The following is a 21,911-nucleotide window of genomic DNA, read 5'->3' on the forward strand; positions in this document are numbered from 1 at the left end:
GCTCTGATCAGGCGTTCAGCATCCGCACCAGCGCGTCGACGAGCGCTCCGTGCCAACAGGCGTAGTCGTGGCCGCCGTTGAACTCGTCCAGCGTGATCCGGTGCCCCGCCGGGGCCAGCGCGTCGTACAGCGCGCGGCTGTAACCGACCATCGGACCCTCGTGCAGACCCACGTCGAGGTGCACCGTCAGATCGCGGGACGCCTCCTGCGCGTACCGCCGTACGAGCCACGGCACGCCGACGACCGGCGTCTGCGGCACCCCGCCCTCGGCCGAGAGCCCCGGGTGCCACCACAGGGACGCCGACTGCGCGAGGACGTTGCCGAACCGCTCGGGGCGCACGAGCCCCGCGTACAAAGCGGTGAGCCCGCCGAGGCTCTGTCCGGCGACGACGGTGCGGCGCGGGTCGGTGGTGAGGGGCCAGCGGCCCGCCGCCCAGGGCAGGACGTCGTCGGCGAGGAAGGTGACGTAGGAGTCGCGGGCGCTCATCTCGCGCCAGCGGGTGGGTCCGTCGACGGAGTCGGGGGCGAGGACGATCAGCGGCGGCAGGGTGCCGTCGGCGATCAGGACGTCGAGGGAGTCCTGCAGGCCCATGCCGCCCAGCCACATGTCGCCGTCGCCGAGCACGACGACGGGCAGGTCGCGGTGGTCGCGGCCGGGCGGCAGGTAGACCCAGACGTCGCGGGCGGCGCCGAGGGCCGGGCTCTCGACCCGGTGCCGCTCGACCCGGCCGGGCTCCCCCGCGCGCGCGGGGCGCTCCCAGCGCTGCCCGGGCGCGTCGGGCAGGGCGAAGACGGAGCAGTCGGGGCCGCCCCAGCGGGAGGGGATCGTGCGCGGGTTGAGCGGATCGGGGCCCGCGTACCGCTGGAGGGTCCGCAGGAACGTCTGGAGCAGCGCCGGGTCGGCGGGCGGGGCGCCGGTCGAGACGTCGGCGGCGATGCGGTAGGCACCGCGGTGGTCGGCGCGCAGGCGCAGACCGAGGTGCCAGATGTCGGTGTCGGGGACGTGGTGGAGCAGGGCGTCGGCGAGGCGCGTGCGGTCGACGAGGCGGTTGCTGAAGAGCAGGACGTGCCGGGTCGCCCGGTTGCCGCGGTAGAGGAACGTGAGGGTGCGGTGGCCGGGTTCGCCCTCGATCGGCTCGACGAGCGGGGCGCCGAGCCCGCGCACGTCGTCCCAGAACGCGGCGGCGATCGCGTCGCGCCGCGCGCCGTGCACCCCGCCCAGGTCGTCGAGCAGCCGCGCGACGCGCGCGCCGACGGCCGGGCGGGGGCGGACGGCCTCGGCCACCCAGGAGAGATCGGACGAGACTACAGGCGTTCGCATCGCCCCACCGCTTCCTGACGCAAGGATTAGTTAGCTAAGCCTAAGCTAACCTACGCACCCCGCGCCGAACGCTCACTCGGCGCCGCTCGCTCAGTACCGGTCGCTCGGCGCCGCCCGCTCAGTGCCGGTCGCCCCGCCCCACCACCAGCCACCTCGACGGCAACTCGATCCGGTTCCCGTCGGCCGTGTACTCCGTGGTCAGCAGCGGCAGCTCGCCCGAGGCCAGCACCGTGAGGCCCGCCGCCATGACGTACCCGGGCACGGCGGCGTCGGCGACCTCGCCCGGGGCCAGGCCGTGCGCGAAGACCGGGGCCAGCTTGGGCGGCGGCCCCGCCGGGTGGCGCGCGAGCCCGCGCAGGATCGCCCCGGCGCGCTCCGCCGGCTCGACGACGAAGGCGCGCCCGCGCTCGCCGGTCAGCACGGCCACCGCGTCGACGAGCGGCTGGCGGTCCGCGGGCTCGCACTGGTGCAGGACGCCGCGCATGTAGACGTTGACGTCCCCCAACTCGGCGTGCAGAGCCGCCACCTGCTCCGCGTTCGTGGCGTCCAGCTGCCGGAAGTCGGCCTGTTCCGCGGGGTCCGCGTGCCGGGCGCGGTCGAGCGCGGCGGCGGACAGGTCGGCGCCGATCACCCTGCGGTAGCGGTCGGCGAGGAAGCGGGTCTGGGTGCCGTTGCCGCACCCGAGGTCCACCAGGGGCAGCCCCGCCTGGGCCAACTCCGGCTCGAAGAGCGCCAGATGCAGCCCCACGGTGAGGGCCGGTTCGGCGTCCCAGAAGACGGCACCGGGCTCCCCCGGGGCGTCCTCCCAGAACCCTTCCCACGCCGTTCTGTAGCGCTCGGTCACGCTCATGACTGCTCCCCCAGGTGCGCCCGCGGACTCCGCCGAACTACCAGCCCGGTCTACCGCGCCGGGGTGCGCCTCACAAGCCCGGTCGCGTGGCCAGCTCGCACCAGACCGTCTTGCCCGTCGCCGTCCGGCTCGCGCCCCATCCGCGCGCGAGGTGTGCGACGAGCCGCAAGCCCCGGCCGTACTCGTCGCCGGGGCCCGCGCCGCACAGCGTCGGCAGCGTGGGGTCGGTGTCCTCCACCTCGCACAGCAGCGTGCCGGAGCGTACGAGGCGCAGCCGCACACGGCCGCCACGGGCATGTCGTACGGCGTTGGTGACGAGCTCGCCGACCAGGAGTTCGGCCGCGTACGCGATGCTCGTCAGCCCCCACCGGGCGAGCTGGGCGCGGACGAGCGCGCGGGCGCGCGGCACCTCGGCCGCCTCCTGGCCGAGCTCCCACTGGGCGACGTCCTCGGTCTCGATGCCGCCCATGCGGACCATGAGAAGTGCCACGTCGTCCTTGCGGCCGCCGCGTCCGGCGAGGGAGCGGATGATGGTGTCGCAGGCGTCGTCCATGGAGGCGGCGGGGTGGGCGGCCGACTCGCAGAGTGTCGCGAGTCCCACGCCGATGTCCTCGCCGCGCACCTCGACCAGGCCGTCCGTGCACATCACGAGGCGGTCGCCGGGTGCGACGGGCAGGCGCACGGACTCGAACGGCACGCCGCCCACGCCGATGGGGGCGCCGGTCGGCAGGTCGAGGAGTTCGCTGCGGCCGTCGGCGGCGCGCACGATCACCGGCGGGATGTGTCCGGCGTTGGCCAGGTGCAGCGCGCCGGCGATGGGGTCGTAGACCGCGTAGAGGCAGGTGGCGAGGTAGTGCTCGCCGAGGCGCTGGGCCAGGTCGCACAGGTTGCGCAGGAGCTGGGCCGGGGGCAGGTCGAGGGCGGCCATGGTCTGCACGGCGGTGCGCAACTGGCCCATCATCGCCGCCGAGTTGAGCCCGTGCCCCATCACGTCGCCGACGACGAGGGCGGTGCGCGCGCCCGGCAGTTTGATCGAGTCGAACCAGTCGCCGCCGACCCGGCCGAGCAGGGTGCCGGGCAGATAGCGGGTGGCGATGTCGCAGCCCGGCATGTGCGGTTCGATGTGCGGCAGCATGCTGTCCTGGAGCGTCTCGGCGACGGCCTCCTGGTAGGTGTACATCCGCGCGTTGTCGAGCACGAGGCCTGCGCGGGCCGCGAGCTCGGCGCCGGTGACGCGGTCCATGTCGTTGAAGAGCGGCCGCTCCTGGTGGCGCAGCAGGATCATGAACCCGAGGACGACGTTCCGCGCCTTCAGCGGGACGACGAGCATGGAGCGGTGGGTGATCAGCGGGCGGATGTCGCGCTTCTCGAACTGCGAGGCGATCCCGTTGCCCATCTCCTCCGAGATGTACGGGACGAGGACCGGCTCCCCGGTCGTCATGCACTGGAAGAACGGGGTGTGCGCCGGGAACGGCATCGACTCGCCGACCGGCACCACGTCGTCCCAGCGGCCCGGCTCGTCGGTGTGCTCGACGGCGACGCGGTGCCACATCGTCGTCTCGTCGGGCGGCCCCTCCGGGAACCCCTCGCCCGCGACGACCTGTTCCCGCAGATAGGTCCCGGCGACGTCGGTGAAGCGGGGTACGACCGCCTTGCTGACCTCGACGATGGTGCGGGAGAGATCGAGGGACGAACCGATGCGCCCGCTCACCTCGTTGAGGAACTCCAGGCGCTCGCGCACCGCCACGTACTCGAGGTCCTCGGCGTCCTCCGCGTCGTCCGCCTCCTTGGCGTCCTGGGCGTCCTCGGCGTCCTCGGGCGAGGTGCGCGGGGACGGCACCCCGGCCGCCGCCGCGCGGGCCGCCTCCGCGCGCCGCGCCTTGCGCTCGGTGCGCCGGGAGACGCCCCAGTCGGCGGTGACGGGGACGCGGTCGTGCTGACTGAACTCCAGGACCGGGTAGCCGAGTTCGAGGACCTGGGAGACGATGCGGGCGCTCTCCCGCACGCTCATGCTGGGCAGGATCTCGGGCAGCCCGCGCGCCAGCTCGTCGGCGGCGGGGAAGTCGGTGTGCAGGGCGAACCCGGGGGCGATCCGCTCCCCCGCCACGGGCCTCCCCGTGCCGTCCGGGCCCGTGTCGAAGCTCAGTTTCCGCGCGTCGGCGGCGAGCACGAGCAGCCGCTCGGGCCCCGGGCCGACCAGCGGGTACGCCCACCACAGGACGTCGATGCGGTCGCGCGGCCCGGCGCTGGTGTCGAGCCGGGCCCGCCCCGCCGCCGGGTAGGCGGTCCGCCCGCCGAGCGTCTCCTCCAGGTCGGGCCCCAGCTCGTCGTCGTACACGCCGAACGCGCCCCGCGCCGGGATGTCATGCTCCTGCGGCAGCGCCCCCGACACGGGCAGCAGGTCGGCCGCGGGCCGCCCCACCGCGTCGTGCCGGCCGGGGCCGAAGAGGCGGCGGGCGCCCGTGCTCCAGTGCGAGACGCGGCCCGCCTGGTCGACGACGACCACGGCCAGCGGGACGCGGCCCTGTGGGGAACGACCGGTGTCCGCCATCGCCGCCTCCTTCCCTCCGGCACGCCGAAGGGGGTGCGTACCGCCTGCTTCCACGGTACGCGCGGCCGTTCAACACCCGCCTGCTTACCGGGGAATTGGGGCGGGACCCTTGACAGGCACCGGGCCGCCGTCAGTCCTCGTGACCCAGCTGCAGATCGCGCTCCGTACGGCCGCCCCCGGCGACCTGGAGGACCGTCGCCACCGGCGGGTAGCCCGCCGCGATGACCGTGTACTCGCCCGACGACAGGTCGACGAAGCGGAACGTGCCGTCGGCGCCGGTCGTCAGCGTGTCGACCACGTTGCCCGCCGCGTCGAGCAGCGTGACCCGGGCCTCCTCCACCGGCCGCCCGCCCCCGGCGCGCACGGTGCCGCGCAGCACCGCGCCGCCCGCCAGCTCCACGTCCTGCCGCGTCTCGCGCGAGGCCATCACGGTGACGGGCAGCGCCGCCGGGCGGAACGCGGGGGCGCTCGCCGCGAGGGTGTACTCCCCCGCCACCAACTCGGTGATGACGTAGGCGCCTTCGCGCCCGCTGCGGGTGGTCGACACGACCTCGCCGTGCACATTGGTCAGGGTGACGATCGCGTCCCGTACGGGCGTGCCGTCGGCGGTGAGGACGGACCCGGCGAGGCGGCCCGCGCCGCCGAGCACCACGTCCAGGTCGACGGGGCGCTCGCCGACGGTGACCGTCACGGCCTGCGGCTGGTGCCCGCCCGCCGCCGCGATGAGCACGTAGCTGCCCGCGCCGGGGGTCGAGAGCGCGTACCGGCCGTCGTCACCGCTGGCGCCGCGCCCGATCTGGGTGCCGCCGACGTCGATGAGGTGAGCGCGGCGCGCGGCACGGCGGTGCCGTCGGAGTGCCGGACCGTGCCGCAGACGGGGACCCCGGCGGCGTAGGGACCGCGCTCCTGCGCCTGCACGGCGGAGGGCACGGGGACGGGGACGGTCGGGTCGACGTGGTTCTCGGCGGGGGCGGTGCTGGACAACAGAGGTGTCTCCTTGATGAAGAAGGCGAGGATCAGGCCCAGGACGAGGACCGGCACCAGGTAGAGGAAGATGCGCGGCATCGCGTCCGCGTACGCCTGGATGTACGGGGTGCGCAGCGCCTCGGGCAGCGCGTGCACGAGCTGCGGGGTGATCGATTCGGCGTCGGTCCCGGCGGGCATCCCGGCGCCGCCGCCCTCCGGGAGCCGGTCGGCGAGGGCGTCGGCGAGCCGGCCCGCGAAGAGGGTGCCGAAGATCGCGGCGCCGACGCTGCCGCCGATCTGCCGGAAGTAGTTGTTGGCGCTGGTGGCGGTGCCGAGGTCGCTCGGGCGGACCGCGTTCTGCACGGCGAGGACGAGGACCGGCATGATCAGGCCGATGCCCGCGCCGAGGATCGCCATGTAGACGCTGTACTCGAGGCGCGGGGTGTCGACCTCCAGGCGTGACAGGAGGTACATGCCGAGGCTGGAGAGGGCGCCGCCGAGGACCGGGTAGAGCTTGTAGCGGCCGGTGTGGCTGATGAGCTGGCCGGACAGGATGGAGGCGCCGACGACGCCGCCCATCATGGGGAGCATGAGGAGCCCGGACTCGGTGGCGGTGGCGCCGTCGACCATCTGCAGGAACGTCGGCAGGTAGCTGGCCGCGCCGAACAGGGCGACGCCGACGACCATGCCGACGAACCCGCTGAGGTTGAAGACGGAGTCGCGGAACAGCCGCAGCGGGATGAGGGGTTCGGCCGCGTACTTCTCGGCGACCACGAACAGCGCGGCGGAGACGACCGCCCCGGCGCCGAGGCCGATGATGACCCGGTCGCCCCACGCGTACTCCGTGCCGCCCCAGCTGGTCAGCAGGACGAGGCAGGTCGAGGCCGAGGCGAGCAGCAAGGCGCCGAGGACGTCCAGCTTGGGCTTCTTCGTCGGCTTGGGGAGCTTCAGGACGACGGCCGTGACGGCGAGGGTGAGCAGGCCGAAGGGGACGTTGAAGTAGAAGCACCAGCGCCACGAGAGGTGGTCGGTGAAGTAGCCGCCGAGCAGCGGTCCCGCGACCGAGGCGAGGCCGAACGCGGCGCCGATCAGGCCCATGTACCGGCCGCGCTCGCGGGGCGGCACGATGTCGCCGATGATCGCCTGCACGCCGATCATCAGGCCGCCCGCGCCGACGCCCTGGACGGCGCGGAAGGCGATGAGCTGGTCCATGCTCTGCGCCCGGCCCGCGAGCGCGGAGCCGATGACGAAGACGACGATGGCGAACTGGAAGACGCCCTTGCGGCCGAAGAGGTCGCCGAGCTTGCCGTAGATCGGCAGGCCGATGGTGGAGGTCAGCAGGTAGGCGGTGATCGCCCAGGACATCTTGTCGAGGCCGTGCAGCTCACCGACGATCTTCGGGAGCGCGGTGGCGACGATCATCTGCTCCAGGGCGGCGAGCAGCAGCGCCAGCATCAGGCCGACGAAGACCATCCGCACCCGGCGCGGGCTCAGCGCGTCCTCGGCCGACTGCCGCTCCACGGCCGCCTGTTCGACCACCGGGGCGGCGGCGACCGGAGCCGACTCCGCGATGCCGCCCGGTTCTTCCCGCTCCCGCACGGGGTCGGTCACCAGCGTCGTCGTGCCCACGTACTGCTCCCCTCGTCGCCCTTGCGCCGCCCATTTCTCGCATTACGCGACAACGGGGGGCAAGCGCGACGAGGCGCACGTCAGAGGCGCTCGAACGACGAATGCGCCGGTCGGAGCCCTACGGCGTACAACGGGCGCGAAACGAAAACCACTCGAAACGGTGAGCGGCAGATCATTGTTCGCCCCCTCTTCGAAACGCCGGTCCCGAAGAGGGGGACGGCGTCACTTCTCCACTTCGGCGGCGAGCTTGGCGAGCACGGCGTCGTAGATGCGGCCGAGCCCCTTGGGGGCGAACGTCTTCTCGAAGAAGCCGCCGATGCCGCCCGCCCCGTTCCACACCGTGGTGACGACGACGCGCGAGCGGTCCTCGCCGGCCGGGGTGACGCGCCAGGTCGTCACCATCGAGGAGTTGCGGTCCTTCTCGACCAGTTCGCCGTCGGTGGGCTCGGTGACGTCGAGCAGGCAGTCGCGGACGCGCTTGCTGGTGGCCTGGAGCTTCCAGTGCACGACGGTGCCCTCGCCGTCGCCGCCCTCGCGCACCTCGTACTCGCTGAAGTGCTCGGGCAGCAGCTTGGGGCGGGTGCCGCTGTAGTCGGCGAGGGCGTCGAAGACGTCGTCGGGCTTGGCGGCGACGACGCGTTCCGTGGTGGCCTCGACCTGCGCCATGGCTTTTCCTCCAGCACTTGTTTCCTGTGGGCCGCCCAAGCCAACCACCCCCCGCGCGGGCCGCCCAAACCGGGGTGCTCACAGGGCCGGGACACGTCCGCACGATCAAGGGAACATGTGTTCTATTGTGGGGCGCGGGGGCAGCACAGCACCAGCGGGGGCAGCACTATCGGAGGAGGCGGCATGCGCTGGGAGAACCTCACGGACGACCGGGCCGAACACGGCCGGGCGCCCGACGCCGCGCTGTTCGGCGCCGAGACGGTCACGACCCGCACCCTCGACACCCCCGAGTTCCGCGGCGTGACCTTCCACGAGATCCGGGCCCGCTCGATCGTGAACCGGGTGCCGGGCGCGTCCCGGATGCCGTTCGAATGGACGGTCAATCCGTACCGGGGCTGCACGCACGCGTGCGTCTACTGCTTCGCCCGCAACACCCACCGCTACCTCGACCTGGACACGGGGCTCGGCTTCGACAGCCAGATCGTGGTGAAGGTGAACGCGCCCGAGCTGCTCCGCCACCACCTCGGCTCGCGCCGCTGGCCCGGCGACCACATCGCGATGGGCACCAACGTCGACTGCTACCAGCGGGCCGAGGGCCGCTACCGGCTGATGCCCGGCATCATCGAGGCGCTGCGCGACCACGCCAACCCGTTCTCGATCCTGACCAAGGGCACGCTGATCCTGCGCGACCTCGACCTGCTGCGGCAGGCCGCCGAGGTGACCGACGTCGGGGTCTCGGTCTCCGTCGGCTTCGTCGACCAGGAGCTGTGGCGCACCGTCGAGCCGGGCACGCCCGCGCCCGAGCGCCGCCTCGACGTCGTCCGCGCCCTCGCCGACACCGGGATCGGCTGCGGGGTGCTCATGGCGCCGGTGATCCCCTTCCTCGGCGACCGCCCCGAGCAGCTGCGGGCGACCGTACGGGCCGTCGCCAAGGCCGGCGCGACCTCGGTGACACCGCTCGTGCTGCATCTGCGCCCCGGCGCCCGCGAGTGGTTCATGGCCTGGCTCGCGCGGCACCACCCCTCCCTCGTACGCCGTTACGAGCGGCTGTACGCGGAGGGCGCGTACGCCCCCAAGTGGTACCAGCGCAGGCTGACGCGGCAGGTGCACGAGTTGGCCGAGGAGTACGGGATCGGGCCCTCGCGCCCCGGTCTGCCCCGGCGCGTCCGCGCACCGGAGCCGGTGGCGGCCCACGGCCCGGCCGGGCCGACGCAGCTGACCCTGCTCTGAGCGCCTGTCCGCGCGCCGTTCTCGCGCACGCCACGCCGTGATGTGCCACGCGATCGGGTCAACTTCGCGCCGAACGGATATCGCGGCCCGGCGATCAAGGAAACATGCCGCACGTGAAGACACGCACAGTCGCTCTGTGCGGCATCGCCGCGCTCGCCGCCTCCGCTCTCGTCCCGGCGGCCACCGCCGAGGCGGGCCCCCGCGCCGCCGCCCTCACCTGGAAGAAGTGCGCGACGAAGGAGTACCCGACGCTGCAATGCGCGTCGTTGCGGGTACCGCTCGACCACGCGCGCGTGCGGGGGCGCCAGATCACCCTCGCCCTGTCACGCGTCCCGCACACCGCGAAGACGTCACAAGGGCCGCTTTTGGTGAACCCGGGCGGCCCAGGCGGCAGCGGGCTCCAGCTCGCCGGGTTCGTGGCGGCGGGCCTGCCGAAGTCGGTCGCCGCGCAGTACGACGTCATCGGGTTCGACCCGCGCGGCGTCGGCAGGAGCAAACCGGCGCTCGACTGCTCGCCGGGCTACTTCAAGCCCGTACGCCCGCAGAGCGTGCCGAAGACCCAGGCGGTCGAGCGGGCCCAGCTGAAGCGGGCCGAGGGCTTCGCGCGCGCGTGCGGCAAGAAGTACGCGGACGTCCTGCCGTTCCTGGACACGGGCAGCACCGTGCGCGACATGGACGCGATCCGGGCCGCGCTCGGCGCCAAGAAGCTGAACTACTTCGGCTACTCGTACGGCACCTACCTCGGCGCGGTGTACGCGCGGTCCTACCCCGACCGGGTCCGGCGCTTCGTCCTCGACTCGGTCGTCGACCCCACGGGCGTCTGGTACAAGGACAACCTGCGCCAGGACGTCGCCTTCAACGACCGCCACCAGGACTTCCTCGCCTGGGTCGCCAAGAACGACGCGACCTACAAGCTCGGCAAGGACCCGGCGAAGGTCGGGGCCCAGTGGTACGCGATGCGGGACGCGCTCGCGAAGAAGCCCGCGGGCAAGAAGGTCGGCGCGGGCGAGCTGGAGGACACCTTCCTGCCCGGCGGCTACTTCGACGGCTACTGGCCCTACCTGGCCGACGCGTTCTCCGCGTACGTGAAGCGGAAGGACCCGGACCCGCTCGTCGAGGCCTACGACACCTTCGCGGCGATCGACGCCGAGGGGGACAACGGCTACAGCGTGTACACGGCCGTCCAGTGCCGCGACGCGCCCTGGCCGCGCGACTGGCGGCAGTGGCGCGCGGACCAGACCCGGACACACGCGAAGGCGCCGTTCTCCACCTGGAACAACGCCTGGTACAACGCGCCGTGCGCGTTCTGGCCGACGGCGACGCTCACCCCGCCCGACGTCACGAACCTGACGCTGCCGCCGGTCCTGCTCTTCCAGGCGACGGACGACGCGGCGACCCCGTACCGGGGCGGCGTCACCATGCACCGCCTCCTCGGCGGATCGAGCCTCGTCGTCGAGCGGGGCGGCGGCAACCACGGGATCACGCTCAGCGGGAACGCCTGCCTCGACAAGCACCTGTCGGCGTACCTCGCCTCGGGAAAGGTGCCGCGCGGCACCGGTGACGTCGACGCGGTGTGCCAGAAGCAGCCGGACCCGAAACCGCTGGGCACGAAGGCGGCCGCCTCGCCCGAGGCCCCGAGGTCGAAGGGGTCGGTCCTGCACGGGATGCTCGGCTTCCGGGGCTGAGAGCGCTCAGCCCTGCGGTAAGCGGGCCAGGGCCGCCGCCGCCGCCATCGCCAGGCGCGGGTGCGTCGCCGCCTCCGTGAGGACCTCGCGGGCGCGCGGGTCCGCGAGGCTGCCGAGCCCCTCCACGCAGGCCAGCGCCACCTTGCGGTACGGGTCGTGCGGGGCCAGGCGGCGGCGGAGCGTCGTGATCAGGGCCGGGGCCGACTCGGGCGCTCTCAGCTGGGTGAGCAGACGGACCGGGTGGAGGGCGTAGGCGACGCGCAGTTCGTTGGTGGCGAGGGCCGCCGCCGCGCGGGCGGTGCGCGGGTCGCGCAGGGCGGCCAGCGCCTGTGCCGCGGCGGCGCAGCGTTCCGGATCGCGGTGGTTCAGGAGCAGGACGAGGGACTCGAAGGCACGGCTGTCACCGGCCATGCCCAGCCGGTAGGCGGCCAACTCGCGAGCCCAGAGAGGCTGTTGCGGCGCGGTGAGCACCGCGGCCAGCTCCTCCGGGTCACGCGTGGCGGCCAGTTGATCGAAGGCGGGCGTCCCGCCGGATTCCTTCCGGATGCGTTCCGTCACCGTTCGCGACTCTTCGTCCATGAAGTCGAGGGTAGACGCGGGGGGTCTGCGGCGACGTAGATCACAGCGACTGGGCAACGACGAGGGCTGGCGCGCTCGTTACCCACTGGTTAATCTCATCTGAGCGGGGCACACTTCCCGCAGTACCACTCAGGGCGGCCTGGTGACGCAGCCGCCGCGAGTGCGGTCGGTTCGGTACGCGCTACCGACGCAATCCAGCACGACCTGGCTCCGGGACAGGGCCGGTCGCATCTCCCGTGCGCAGCGGTGCAGTTGGCACGGCACACCACCCTCACCTCTGGAGTTCCCGGATGGACGCTCCCCTGTCCCGCATCTCTACCGTGGCCGTCGTCGGCCTGGGCACCATGGGCACCGGCATCGCCGAGGTCCTCGCCCGCGCCGGCCGCGAGGTCATCGGCATCGACATCAGCGAGGCCGCCGCAGCGCAGGCGGTCGTGGCCCTGGAAGGTTCGACGGCGCGTGCGGTGCGCCGCGAGCACCTCACCGGGCAGGAGCGGGCGGAACTGCTCGCCCGGTTCCGTACGTTCACCGATCTGCGGGCCGCGGCCGACGCCGACCTGGTGATCGAGGTCGCCCCGGAGTCGTACGAGATCAAGCAGCAGATCTTCCGCGCGCTCGACGACATCGTGCGTCCCGGGACCATCCTCGCGACGGGCACCAACGCGCTGTCGGTGACCCGGCTCGCCGCCGACTCCGCGCGGCCCGAGCGCGTCATCGGGCTGCACTTCTTCAACCCGGCCCCGGCGATGAAGCTCGTCGAGGTGGTGTCCAGCGTGCTGACCGCGCCGGTCGCCGTCGCCGCCGTCACCGACCTCGCGCTCGAACTGGGCAAGGAGCCCGTCGCGGTGGGCGACCGGCCGGGTTTCGTCGCCGACGGGCTGCTGTTCGGCTACCTCAACCAGGCCGCCGCGATGTACGAGGCCAAGTACGCCTCCCGCGAGGACATCGACGCCGCGATGAAGCTCGGGTGCGGCCTGCCGATGGGTCCGCTCGCGCTGCTCGACCTGATCGGCGTCGACACGGCGCGCACCGTCCTGGACGCCATGTATGCGGAGTCGCACGACCGGCTGCACGCGCCCGCGCCCGTCCTCAAGCAGCTCAGCGAGGCGGGCCTGACCGGGCGCAAGGCGGGCCGCGGCTTCTACACGTACGAGGAGCCGGGCAGCCCGGTCGTCGTGCCGGACGCCCTGACCCCGTCGGACGGCGCGACCGCCGGACCGACCCGCACCGTCCGCTCCGTCGGCGTCGCGGGCTCGGGCACGATGGCGTCCGGGATCGCCGAGGTCTTCGCGAAGGCGGGCTACGACGTCGTCCTCGCCGCCCGCAGCGAGGAGAAGGCGGAGAAGGCCAGGGCGCGGATCGGGAAGTCCCTCTCGCGCTCGGTCGCCAAGGGCCGGATGACGGCGGAGGCCGCGGACCGGACACTGGCCCGCATCACGCCCGCGGGGACCTACGACGCGTTCGCCGACGTCGATCTGGCCCTGGAGGCCGTCGCCGAGGACCTGGAGATCAAGCGGCAGCTGTTCGCCGTCTTCGACAAGGTCTGCAAGCCCGGCGCGATCCTCGCCACCACGACCTCGTCGCTGCCCGTCGTCGCCCTCGCCCGCGCCACCGCGCGCCCGCAGGACGTGATCGGCATGCACTTCTTCAACCCGGCCCCGGCGATGAAGCTGGTCGAGGTCGTGCGGACCGTCCTGACCACGGACGACGTGCACGCCACCGTTCGCGGCCTGACCGTCGCCATCCGCAAGCACCCGGTGGACTGCGGGGACCGCGCCGGTTTCATCGTGAACGCTCTGCTGTTCCCGTACCTGAACAACGCGGTCAAGATGGTGCAGGAGCACTACGCCACGCTCGACGACATCGACGCCGCGATGAAGCTCGGCGGCGGCTATCCGATGGGCCCGTTCGAACTCCTCGACGTGGTCGGCCTGGACGTCTCCCTCGCCATCGAGAAGGTGCTGCACCGCGAGTTCCGCGACCCGGGCCTCGCCCCGGCGCCCCTGCTCGAACACCTGGTGGCCGCGGGCTGCCTCGGCCGCAAGACGGGACGTGGCTTCCGCGAATATGCCCGGCGCTGAGCCGGACCCCGGGACCGGAAACGGGTGGGGCGGGCTGCTCGGAGCCTCGGGCGGCCCGCTCACCGGGGAGCCTTTTGGAACGTACATGCAGTACGTTCGGTCCATGCCCAAGGCCGACCAGTCCTCCCGTACCCCCGCTACGACCGACGCCCCGGAGAGCGCCGCCGGCAACCGGGCGGCCGCCCAGCGGCTCAAGATGCGCCGTGAGCTGGCGGCCGCGGCGATGGAGCTCTTCGCCACGAAGGGGTACGAGGCGACGACGGTCGACGAGATCGCCGCGCAGGCGGGCGTCGCGCGCCGCACCTTCTTCCGCCACTTCCGTTCGAAGGAAGAGGCGATCTTCCCGGACCACGACGACACCCTGGTCCGCGCCGAGGCGGTCCTGAACGCGGCGCCGCCCCTGGAGCACCCGCTGGACACCGTCTGCCGGGGCATCAAGGAAGTCATGAAGATGTACGCGGGGGCGCCCGCGGTGGCCGTGGCCCGCTATCAACTGACCCGCGAGGTGCCGACGCTGCGCCAGGCCGAGATCGCCTCGGTCTCCCGCTACGAGCGGCTTTTCACCCGCTATCTGCTCGGCCACTTCGACGAGCAGGCGCACCACGACGGCAACGACGACCCGCTGCTCGCCGAGGTCGCCGCCTCCGCCGTCGTCACCGCCCACAACCACGTCCTGCGCCGCTGGCTGCGGGCGGGCGGCCAGGGCGACGTGGAGGCGCAGCTGGACCACGCCTTCGCCATCGTGCGCCGCACGTTCGGCAGCGGCATCGGGGCGGGCCGCACCCCCGCCGCTCCCCCGGCAGCGCAGGTGTCGCACTCGGGCGAGGTCCTCGTGACGGTGGCGCGCACGGACGCGCCGCTCCCGGAGGTCATGCGCACCATCGAGGAAGCCCTCAGGAACCGCTAGAGCAACCCTGTACGAGCAAGGCCCCTGACCTGGCACGGAGTGCCACGTCAGGGGCCTTCTGCATGCCCGCCGCGACCGGCACCGGACGCCACTGATCGATCATCGATCCCTCTACGCGGCGGTAACCAGCCCCTGACCTCGAATGATCGATCATCGCTCACCTGTTGCTCAAACATGACACCTGAGCGAAATTTGTGGCACGGAGTGCCTTGCCAGCTGTCACGGTGTGCCATACGTTGAAGGAAGTCCGGGCGGCCGGCGTGCAGAGAACTTCCGTACGCCGGCTGTCCCCGCACACCACGACCGACGTGGCGTGCGCGCCCGGACGCCTGCGTCACAGGCACCCTTCCGCGCCACACCAAGCGCTGCCACGCACCACCCCGCCGAACCGACGGCACGCACCACCCCTCATCCGCAGCCACACCACCCCGACTCAGCGTTTCCCTCGACGCTCACCGCCGGAGGCACCACCGTGAAGGAAATCCTGGACGCGATTCAGTCGCAGACCGCCACGTCTGCCGACTTCGCCGCCCTGCCGCTGCCCGACTCGTACCGCGCGATCACCGTGCACAAGGACGAGGCGGAGATGTTCGCCGGGCTCGACTCCCGCGAGAAGGACCCGCGCAAGTCGATCCACCTGGACGAGGTGCCGGTGCCCGAACTCGGCCCCGGCGAGGCCCTCGTGGCCGTCATGGCCTCCTCGGTCAACTACAACTCGGTGTGGACCTCGATCTTCGAGCCGGTCTCCACGTTCAGCTTCCTGGAGCGCTACGGCCGCCTCAGCGAGCTGACCAAGCGCCACGACCTGCCGTACCACATCATCGGCTCCGACCTCGCGGGCGTCGTCCTGCGCACCGGGCCCGGCGTGAACGCCTGGAACCCCGGTGACGAGGTCGTCGCGCACTGCCTCTCCGTCGAACTGGAGTCCTCCGACGGCCACAACGACACGATGCTCGACCCCGAGCAGCGCATCTGGGGCTTCGAGACGAACTTCGGCGGCCTGGCCGAGATAGCGCTCGTCAAGTCCAACCAGCTGATGCCGAAGCCGGACCACCTCAGCTGGGAGGAGGCGGCGGCGCCCGGCCTGGTGAACTCCACGGCCTACCGGCAGCTGGTGTCGCGCAACGGCGCCGGCATGAAGCAGGGCGACAACGTCCTGATCTGGGGCGCCAGCGGCGGACTCGGCTCCTACGCCACGCAGTTCGCGCTCGCGGGCGGCGCCAACCCGATCTGCGTCGTCTCCAGCGAGCAGAAGGCCGACATCTGCCGGAAGATGGGCGCCGAGGCGATCATCGACCGCAACGCCGAGGGCTACAAGTTCTGGAAGGACGAGCGCACCCAGGACCCGAAGGAGTGGAAGCGCTTCGGCAAACGCATCCGCGAGTTCACCGGCGGCGAGGACATCGACATCGTCTTCGAGCACCCGGGCCGCGAGACCTTCGGCGCCTCGGTCTACGTCACCCGCAAGGGCGGCACGATCACCACCTGCGCCTCCACGTCGGGCTACATGCACGAGTACGACAACCGCTACCTGTGGATGTCGCTGAAGCGGATCATCGGCTCGCACTTCGCCAACTACCGCGAGGCGTGGGAGGCCAACCGCCTGATCGCCAAGGGCAAGATCCACCCGACGCTCTCCAAGACCTACGCCCTGGAGGACACCGGCCAGGCCGCGTACGACGTGCACCGCAACCTCCACCAGGGCAAGGTCGGCGTCCTCGCGCTCGCGCCCAAGGAGGGTCTCGGCGTGCGCGACCACGACAAGCGCGCCCGGCACATCGACGCGATCAACCGCTTCCGCAACGTCTGAGACCGGGAGGGCATGGGCTCATGACTGAGCGTCAGAAAGATCGTCCGTGGTTGATGCGCACGTACGCCGGCCACTCCACGGCCGAGGCGTCCAACGAGCTGTACCGGCGCAACCTCGCCAAGGGGCAGACGGGTCTGTCGGTCGCCTTCGACCTGCCGACCCAGACCGGCTACGACCCGGACCACATCCTCGCCCGCGGCGAGGTCGGCCGGGTCGGGGTGCCGGTCTCGCACCTCGGTGACATGCGGCGGCTCTTCCAGGACATCCCCCTGGACCGGATGAACACCTCGATGACCATCAACGCCACGGCGATGTGGCTTCTGGCGCTCTACCAGGTCGTCGCCGAGGAGCAGGGCCTCGACATCGCGGCCCTGCAGGGCACGACGCAGAACGACATCGTCAAGGAGTACCTGTCCCGGGGGACGCATGTCTTCCCGCCGGGCCCGTCCCTCCGCCTGACGACCGACATGATCGCCTACACGGTCTCCCACATCCCCAAGTGGAACCCGATCAACATCTGCTCGTACCACCTCCAGGAGGCGGGGGCCACACCGGTCCAGGAGATCGCGTACGCGATGTCCACCGCCATCGCCGTTCTCGATGCCGTACGCGACTCAGGGCAGGTCCCCGCCGAGAAGTTCGGGGACGTCGTGGCCCGGATCTCCTTCTTCGTGAACGCGGGCGTCCGCTTCATCGAGGAGATGTGCAAGATGCGGGCGTTCGGGCGGATCTGGGACCAGATCACGCGCGAGCGGTACGGCATCGAGAACGCGAAGCAGCGCCGCTTCCGCTACGGCGTCCAGGTCAACTCGCTCGGCCTCACCGAAGCGCAGCCGGAGAACAACGTCCAGCGGATCGTGCTCGAAATGCTGGCCGTGACGCTGTCGAAGGACGCACGCGCGCGTGCCGTCCAACTGCCCGCCTGGAACGAGGCGCTCGGCCTCCCCCGGCCCTGGGACCAGCAGTGGTCGCTCCGCATCCAGCAGGTCCTCGCCCACGAGAGCGACCTCCTGGAGTACGAGGACATCTTCGCGGGCTCCCACGTCATCGAGAAGAAGGTCGACGCGCTGGTCGCCGAGTCCCTCGCCGAGATCGACCGGATCCAGGAGATGGGCGGCGCGATGGCCGCCGTCGAGTCGGGCTACCTCAAGTCCCGGCTCGTCGCCTCGCACGCGGAGCGCCGGGCGCGGATCGAGGGCGGCGAGGAGAAGATCGTCGGCGTCAACATCTACGAGTCGACCGAGCCGAACCCGCTCACCGCCGACCTGGACGCCGCGATCATGACCGTCGACCACCAGGTGGAGGCGCGGGTCGTCCGGGCCATCGGCGAATGGCGCGCCACACGCCAGGAGTCGACCGACCGCCAGGGCCTGGGCGACCCGTTCCACTACCCGACCACCCAGCAGGCCATCGAGCGCCTGAAGGAGGCCGCCGCCGGCACCGAGAACCTCATGGAGGCCACGCTCGAATGCGCCCGCGCCGGGGTCACGACCGGCGAGTGGTCCGAGGCCCTGCGCGAGGTGTTCGGCGAGTTCCGGGCGCCGACCGGGGTCTCGTCCGCGCCGGTCGCGGTCGCCGCCGAGGAGGGCACACCGCTCGCCCAGGTCCGCGAGAAGGTCCGCCGTACAGGGGACGAGCTGGGCGGCAAGCTGCGCCTCCTCGTCGGCAAGCCGGGCCTCGACGGGCACTCCAACGGGGCCGAGCAGATCGCCGTCCGGGCCCGCGACGCCGGGTTCGAGGTGGTCTACCAGGGCATCCGGCTCACCCCCGAGCAGATCGTGTCCGCCGCGCTCGCCGAGGACGTGCACTGCGTCGGCCTGTCGATCCTGTCCGGGTCGCACGCCGAACTGGTGCCGGACGTGCTCGTCCGGCTGCGCGAGGCGGGCGCCACCGACGTCCCCGTCATCGTCGGCGGCATCATTCCGAACGCCGACGCCGAGGAGCTGAGGCGGGCGGGTGTCGCCGCCGTCTTCACCCCCAAGGACTTCGGCATCACGGAGATCATCGGCCGTATCGTCGACGAGATCCGGCTAGCGAACAAGCTCGACCCACTGGAGGTCCCCGCATGACACAGGTCAACCGTCTCCGCCCGCGCCGCTCGTGCCTGGCCGTCCCGGGCTCGAACCCGCGCTTCCTGGAGAAGGCCCAGGGCCTCCCCGCCGACCAGGTCTTCCTCGACCTGGAGGACGCCTGCGCGCCGCTCGCCAAGCCGGAGGCCCGGCACACCATCGTCAAGTTCCTCAACGAGGGCGACTGGACGGGCAAGACGCGCGTCGTGCGGGTCAACGACTGGACGACCGAGTGGACCTACCGCGACGTCGTGACCGTCGTCGAGGGCGCGGGCCCCAACCTCGACTGCATCATGCTGCCGAAGGTCCAGACGGCCGACCAGGTCGTCGCCCTGGACCTGCTGCTCACGCAGATCGAGAAGACGATGGGCTTCGAGGTCGGCAAGATCGGCATCGAGGCGCAGATCGAGAACGCGCGCGGCCTGAACAACGTCAACGCCATCGCCGAGGCGTCCCCGCGCATCGAGACGATCATCTTCGGCCCGGCCGACTTCATGGCGTCGATCAACATGAAGTCCCTGGTCGTCGGCGAGCAGCCGCCCGGCTACGGCGCCGACGCCTACCACTACATCCTGATGAAGATCCTGATGGCGGCCCGCGCCAACGACCTCCAGGCGATCGACGGCCCCTACCTCCAGATCAAGAACGTGGACGGGTTCCGCGAGGTCGCGGGCCGCGCCGCCGCCCTCGGCTTCGACGGCAAGTGGGTGCTCCACCCCGGCCAGGTCGAGGCGGCCAACGAGGTCTTCTCCCCCTCGCAGGAGGACTACGACCACGCCGAGCTGATCCTGGACGCGTACGAGTACTACACGTCCGAGGCGGGCGGGAAGAAGGGCTCGGCGATGCTCGGCGACGAGATGATCGACGAGGCGAGCCGGAAGATGGCGCTGGTCATCTCCGGTAAGGGCCGTGCGGCCGGCATGCGCCGCACGTCGAAGTTCGAGGCCCCGGAGGCGTAAGACACCATGCAATTCGGCCGCACCTACGAAGAGTTCACCGTCGGGGACGTCTACAAGCACTGGCCCGGGAAGACGGTCACCGAGTACGACGACCACCTCTTCTGCCTGCTGACGATGAACCACCACCCGCTCCACATGGACGCCAACTACGCGGAGAGCACGACGGACTTCGGCAAGAACGTCGTCGTCGGCAACTACATCTACTCCCTGCTGCTCGGCATGTCCGTCCCGGACGTCTCCGGCAAGGCGATCGCCAACCTGGAGGTGGAGTCGCTCAAGCACGTGGCGCCGACCTTCCACGGCGACACGATCTACGGCGAGACGACCGTCCTCGACAAGACCCCGTCGAAGTCCAAGAGCGACCGCGGGATCGTGTACGTCGAGACCAGGGGCTACAAGCAGGACTCCACGCTCGTCTGCGTCTTCCGCCGCAAGGTGATGGTGCCCACCGAGACGTACATCAAGGAGCGCGGCGGCGAACAGCCCGGCCGCCCCGAGCTCAAGTCCCAGGAGAAGTGATGAGCCGACTCGCCCAGACCCACGGCCTGAACGACGTGCAGCGGGAGATTCTCTCCACGGTGCGGGACTTCGTGGACAAGGAGATCATCCCGGTCGCGACCGAGCTCGAGCACCGCGACGAGTACCCGCAGGAGATCGTCGACGGGCTCAAGGAGCTGGGCCTGTTCGGGCTCATGATCCCGGAGGAGTACGGGGGGCTCGGCGAGTCGCTGCTCACGTACGCGCTGTGCGTGGAGGAGATAGCGCGCGGCTGGATGTCGGTCTCCGGCATCATCAACACGCACTTCATCGTGGCGTACATGCTCAAGCAGCACGGCACGCAGGAGCAGAAGGAGTACTTCCTGCCGCGGATGGCGCTCGGCGAGGTGCGCGGCGCGTTCTCGATGTCCGAGCCGGCGCTCGGCTCCGATGTGTCGGCCATCACGTCCAAGGCGGTCAAGGACGGCGACGAGTACGTCCTGAACGGTCAGAAGATGTGGCTGACCAACGGCGGAACGTCAACACTTGTGGCGGTTCTCACTCGGAGTGATGAAGGTCATGCCGAAGGAACGGCGCCGCACAAGTCGATGACGACCTTCCTCGTCGAGAAGGAACCCGGATTCGGTGAGGTCCGCCCCGGCCTCACCATCCCCGGGAAGATCGACAAGATGGGTTACAAGGGCGTCGACACCACCGAATTGATCATGGACGGGCTACGCATTCCAGCCAATCGTGTACTTGGCGGACAGACCGGCCGAGGGTTTTACCAAATGATGGACGGAGTCGAGGTCGGACGCGTGAATGTGGCGGCCCGTGGTTGCGGTGTCGCACAGCGTGCTTTCGAACTCGGCGTCTCCTATGCCCAGCAACGTCACACTTTCGGCAAGCCGATCGCCCAGCATCAGGCCATCCAGTTCAAGTTGGCCGAGATGGCCACCAAGGTCGAGGCCGCCCATGCGATGATGGTGAACGCGGCACGCAAAAAGGACTCCGGGGAACGAAACGACCTCGAAGCAGGAATGGCCAAGTACCTGGCCTCCGAATACTGCAAAGAAGTCGTGGAGGACGCGTTCCGTATCCACGGTGGGTACGGGTTCTCCAAGGAGTACGAGATCGAGCGTCTGTACCGCGAGGCGCCGATGCTGCTGATCGGTGAAGGTACCGCCGAAATCCAGAAAATGATCATTGGTCGTCGACTGCTCGAGGAGTATCGCGCCCAGGGCTGAGCCTGGCGAGATGTCCTAGTTCGGGGTGTTTTCTTCGCAACGAAGATCACACCCCGTCAGCACTCTTCAGCCGTCGACTCGGCTTCCTGGCTTGCCCAGTTGTGGCTCGCAACCGATAGCATTCCTCGGAAAAGCCGCCGTCCCCCCGTAACCAGCGCGGCCTCATCCGCTACGAAGGTCATCCATGCCCCACAGCCAAACCTCTGCACCTCGCGACGGCTTCCCCGGTGGTCGCCTTGCGCGCGGAGCATCGCCGTGGCTTCTCCCGACCGTGGCCACGGCCGCACTGAGCCTGGCCCGTTCGCGCCGTTCGAAGAACGCGGCGGCGCTCGCCGTACCGGCCACCGCTCTGGCGGCCGGCATGCTCTGGTTCTTCCGCGACCCCGAGCGCGAGATCGCCGAGGGCCGGGTCATCTCGCCCGCCGACGGCGTGGTGCAGAGCATCATGCCGTGGAAGGACGGCCGCACCCGCGTCGCGATCTTCATGAGCCCGCTGAACGTGCACGTCAACCGCGCTCCCCTCGCGGGCACCGTGACCTCCGTCGAACACATCCCGGGCGGATTCGTCCCGGCGTTCAACAAGGAGAGCGAGAACAACGAGCGCGTCGTCTGGCACTTCGACACCGAACTCGGTGACATCGAGATGATCCAGATCGCCGGCGCCGTCGCCCGCCGCATCGTGCCCTACATCCCGCGCGGCACCAAGGTCGAGCAGGGCGAGCGGATCGGTCTCATCCGGTTCGGCTCGCGCGTCGACATCTACCTGCCCGAGGGCGTCGAGGTGGACGTGGAGGTCGGCCAGAAGACCGTGGCAGGGGTGACTCGAATTGACCGTGACTGATCCAGAGACCCAGGCAGGCTGGGTGCCCGTGAGCGACGACGCG

15 protein-coding genes and 1 pseudogene are annotated in these 21,911 nt (G+C 71.0%); 10 read left to right on the forward strand and 6 right to left on the reverse strand.

The genetic code is table 11. From position 1 onward, the window contains the following. Positions 1-7: 7 nt before the first annotated feature. The 5 genes and pseudogenes from fes to C1N81_RS13865 all read right to left on the reverse strand — a co-directional run bounded on the left by fes (position 8) and on the right by C1N81_RS13865 (position 7,983). Positions 8-1,321, reverse strand: coding sequence for an enterochelin esterase (gene fes / locus C1N81_RS13845; protein WP_394429111.1), 1,314 nt, complete (start codon positions 1,319-1,321; stop codon positions 8-10). Positions 1,322-1,439: 118 nt separating this feature from the next. Next, entirely contained in the window at positions 1,440-2,171 is a 732-nt protein-coding gene (locus C1N81_RS13850; protein WP_394429112.1) for a class I SAM-dependent methyltransferase, read from the reverse strand. A gap of 70 nt (positions 2,172-2,241) precedes the next feature. Beyond that, on the reverse strand, positions 2,242-4,722 hold the full coding sequence (locus C1N81_RS13855) for an ATP-binding SpoIIE family protein phosphatase (protein ID WP_394429113.1): 2,481 nt from the start codon (positions 4,720-4,722) through the stop codon (positions 2,242-2,244). Between the two features lie 130 nt (positions 4,723-4,852). After that, a pseudogene (locus tag C1N81_RS13860) lies at positions 4,853-7,317 on the reverse strand (MFS transporter). Between the two features lie 222 nt (positions 7,318-7,539). Further along, positions 7,540-7,983, reverse strand: a complete 444-nt coding sequence (locus C1N81_RS13865; RefSeq protein WP_394429114.1) for an SRPBCC family protein — start codon at positions 7,981-7,983, stop codon at positions 7,540-7,542. A 183-nt stretch (positions 7,984-8,166) separates the two neighbouring features. On the opposite strand from C1N81_RS13865, the gene C1N81_RS13870 reads away from it, so the two are divergent. Both C1N81_RS13870 and C1N81_RS13875 read left to right on the forward strand, forming a co-directional pair. Then, positions 8,167-9,213, forward strand: a complete 1,047-nt coding sequence (locus C1N81_RS13870; RefSeq protein WP_394429115.1) for an Rv2578c family radical SAM protein — start codon at positions 8,167-8,169, stop codon at positions 9,211-9,213. 104 nt (positions 9,214-9,317) lie between these two features. Continuing rightward, positions 9,318-10,898: an alpha/beta hydrolase gene (locus C1N81_RS13875; protein ID WP_394429116.1), complete on the forward strand. Its 1,581-nt coding sequence runs from the start codon at positions 9,318-9,320 to the stop codon at positions 10,896-10,898. Positions 10,899-10,904: 6 nt separating this feature from the next. On the opposite strand, the gene C1N81_RS13880 is transcribed toward C1N81_RS13875, so the two are convergent. Continuing rightward, positions 10,905-11,477: an adenylosuccinate lyase gene (locus C1N81_RS13880; RefSeq protein ID WP_394429117.1), complete on the reverse strand. Its 573-nt coding sequence runs from the start codon at positions 11,475-11,477 to the stop codon at positions 10,905-10,907. A 290-nt stretch (positions 11,478-11,767) separates the two neighbouring features. Here C1N81_RS13880 and C1N81_RS13885 point away from each other — a divergent pair, with 290 nt between their 5' ends. From C1N81_RS13885 to C1N81_RS13920, 8 genes are all read left to right on the forward strand, one after another. Further along, a complete protein-coding gene (locus C1N81_RS13885; protein WP_394429118.1) occupies positions 11,768-13,558 on the forward strand; it encodes a 3-hydroxyacyl-CoA dehydrogenase family protein in 1,791 nt (596 codons plus the stop codon). 85 nt (positions 13,559-13,643) lie between these two features. Continuing rightward, on the forward strand, positions 13,644-14,465 hold the full coding sequence (locus C1N81_RS13890; protein ID WP_394429119.1) for a TetR family transcriptional regulator: 822 nt from the start codon (positions 13,644-13,646) through the stop codon (positions 14,463-14,465). A 472-nt stretch (positions 14,466-14,937) separates the two neighbouring features. Further along, the gene (ccrA, locus tag C1N81_RS13895; RefSeq protein WP_394429120.1) at positions 14,938-16,275 is read left to right on the forward strand and encodes a crotonyl-CoA carboxylase/reductase; all 1,338 of its coding nucleotides are present in this window, start codon (positions 14,938-14,940) and stop codon (positions 16,273-16,275) included. A 20-nt stretch (positions 16,276-16,295) separates the two neighbouring features. Further along, positions 16,296-18,344 (forward strand): protein meaA, encoded by a 2,049-nt coding sequence (locus tag C1N81_RS13900; RefSeq protein WP_394429121.1) that lies wholly within the window; start codon positions 16,296-16,298, stop codon positions 18,342-18,344. Continuing rightward, positions 18,341-19,303, forward strand: a complete 963-nt coding sequence (locus tag C1N81_RS13905; RefSeq protein ID WP_361072833.1) for an HpcH/HpaI aldolase/citrate lyase family protein — start codon at positions 18,341-18,343, stop codon at positions 19,301-19,303. The genes C1N81_RS13900 and C1N81_RS13905 overlap by 4 nt, the downstream gene beginning before the upstream one ends. Before the next feature lie 6 nt (positions 19,304-19,309). Continuing rightward, positions 19,310-19,822: a MaoC family dehydratase gene (locus tag C1N81_RS13910; protein ID WP_394429122.1), complete on the forward strand. Its 513-nt coding sequence runs from the start codon at positions 19,310-19,312 to the stop codon at positions 19,820-19,822. Beyond that, the gene (locus C1N81_RS13915) at positions 19,822-21,027 is read left to right on the forward strand and encodes an acyl-CoA dehydrogenase family protein (RefSeq protein ID WP_394429123.1); all 1,206 of its coding nucleotides are present in this window, start codon (positions 19,822-19,824) and stop codon (positions 21,025-21,027) included. The genes C1N81_RS13910 and C1N81_RS13915 overlap by 1 nt, the downstream gene beginning before the upstream one ends. Before the next feature lie 184 nt (positions 21,028-21,211). Then, positions 21,212-21,868, forward strand: coding sequence for a phosphatidylserine decarboxylase (locus tag C1N81_RS13920; protein ID WP_394429124.1), 657 nt, complete (start codon positions 21,212-21,214; stop codon positions 21,866-21,868). Positions 21,869-21,911: the final 43 nt, after the last annotated feature.

This window comes from Streptomyces sp. SGAir0957, from assembly GCF_043523415.1.

What these genes read in the sequence shown, in the direction of transcription:
- C1N81_RS13905 (WP_361072833.1), top strand. Translation starts at nt 18,341, where the DNA reads ATGACACAGGTCAACCGTCTCCGCCCGCGCCGCTCGTGCCTGGCCGTC.
- fes (WP_394429111.1), bottom strand. Translation starts at nt 1,321, where the DNA reads ATGCGAACGCCTGTAGTCTCGTCCGATCTCTCCTGGGTGGCCGAGGCC.
- C1N81_RS13865 (WP_394429114.1), bottom strand. Translation starts at nt 7,983, where the DNA reads ATGGCGCAGGTCGAGGCCACCACGGAACGCGTCGTCGCCGCCAAGCCC.
- C1N81_RS13915 (WP_394429123.1), top strand. Translation starts at nt 19,822, where the DNA reads ATGAGCCGACTCGCCCAGACCCACGGCCTGAACGACGTGCAGCGGGAG.
- C1N81_RS13855 (WP_394429113.1), bottom strand. Translation starts at nt 4,722, where the DNA reads ATGGCGGACACCGGTCGTTCCCCACAGGGCCGCGTCCCGCTGGCCGTG.
- C1N81_RS13870 (WP_394429115.1), top strand. Translation starts at nt 8,167, where the DNA reads ATGCGCTGGGAGAACCTCACGGACGACCGGGCCGAACACGGCCGGGCG.
- C1N81_RS13875 (WP_394429116.1), top strand. Translation starts at nt 9,318, where the DNA reads ATGCCGCACGTGAAGACACGCACAGTCGCTCTGTGCGGCATCGCCGCG.
- C1N81_RS13890 (WP_394429119.1), top strand. Translation starts at nt 13,644, where the DNA reads ATGCAGTACGTTCGGTCCATGCCCAAGGCCGACCAGTCCTCCCGTACC.
- C1N81_RS13910 (WP_394429122.1), top strand. Translation starts at nt 19,310, where the DNA reads ATGCAATTCGGCCGCACCTACGAAGAGTTCACCGTCGGGGACGTCTAC.
- C1N81_RS13885 (WP_394429118.1), top strand. Translation starts at nt 11,768, where the DNA reads ATGGACGCTCCCCTGTCCCGCATCTCTACCGTGGCCGTCGTCGGCCTG.
- C1N81_RS13850 (WP_394429112.1), bottom strand. Translation starts at nt 2,171, where the DNA reads ATGAGCGTGACCGAGCGCTACAGAACGGCGTGGGAAGGGTTCTGGGAG.
- C1N81_RS13920 (WP_394429124.1), top strand. Translation starts at nt 21,212, where the DNA reads ATGCCCCACAGCCAAACCTCTGCACCTCGCGACGGCTTCCCCGGTGGT.
- C1N81_RS13900 (WP_394429121.1), top strand. Translation starts at nt 16,296, where the DNA reads ATGACTGAGCGTCAGAAAGATCGTCCGTGGTTGATGCGCACGTACGCC.
- C1N81_RS13880 (WP_394429117.1), bottom strand. Translation starts at nt 11,477, where the DNA reads ATGGACGAAGAGTCGCGAACGGTGACGGAACGCATCCGGAAGGAATCC.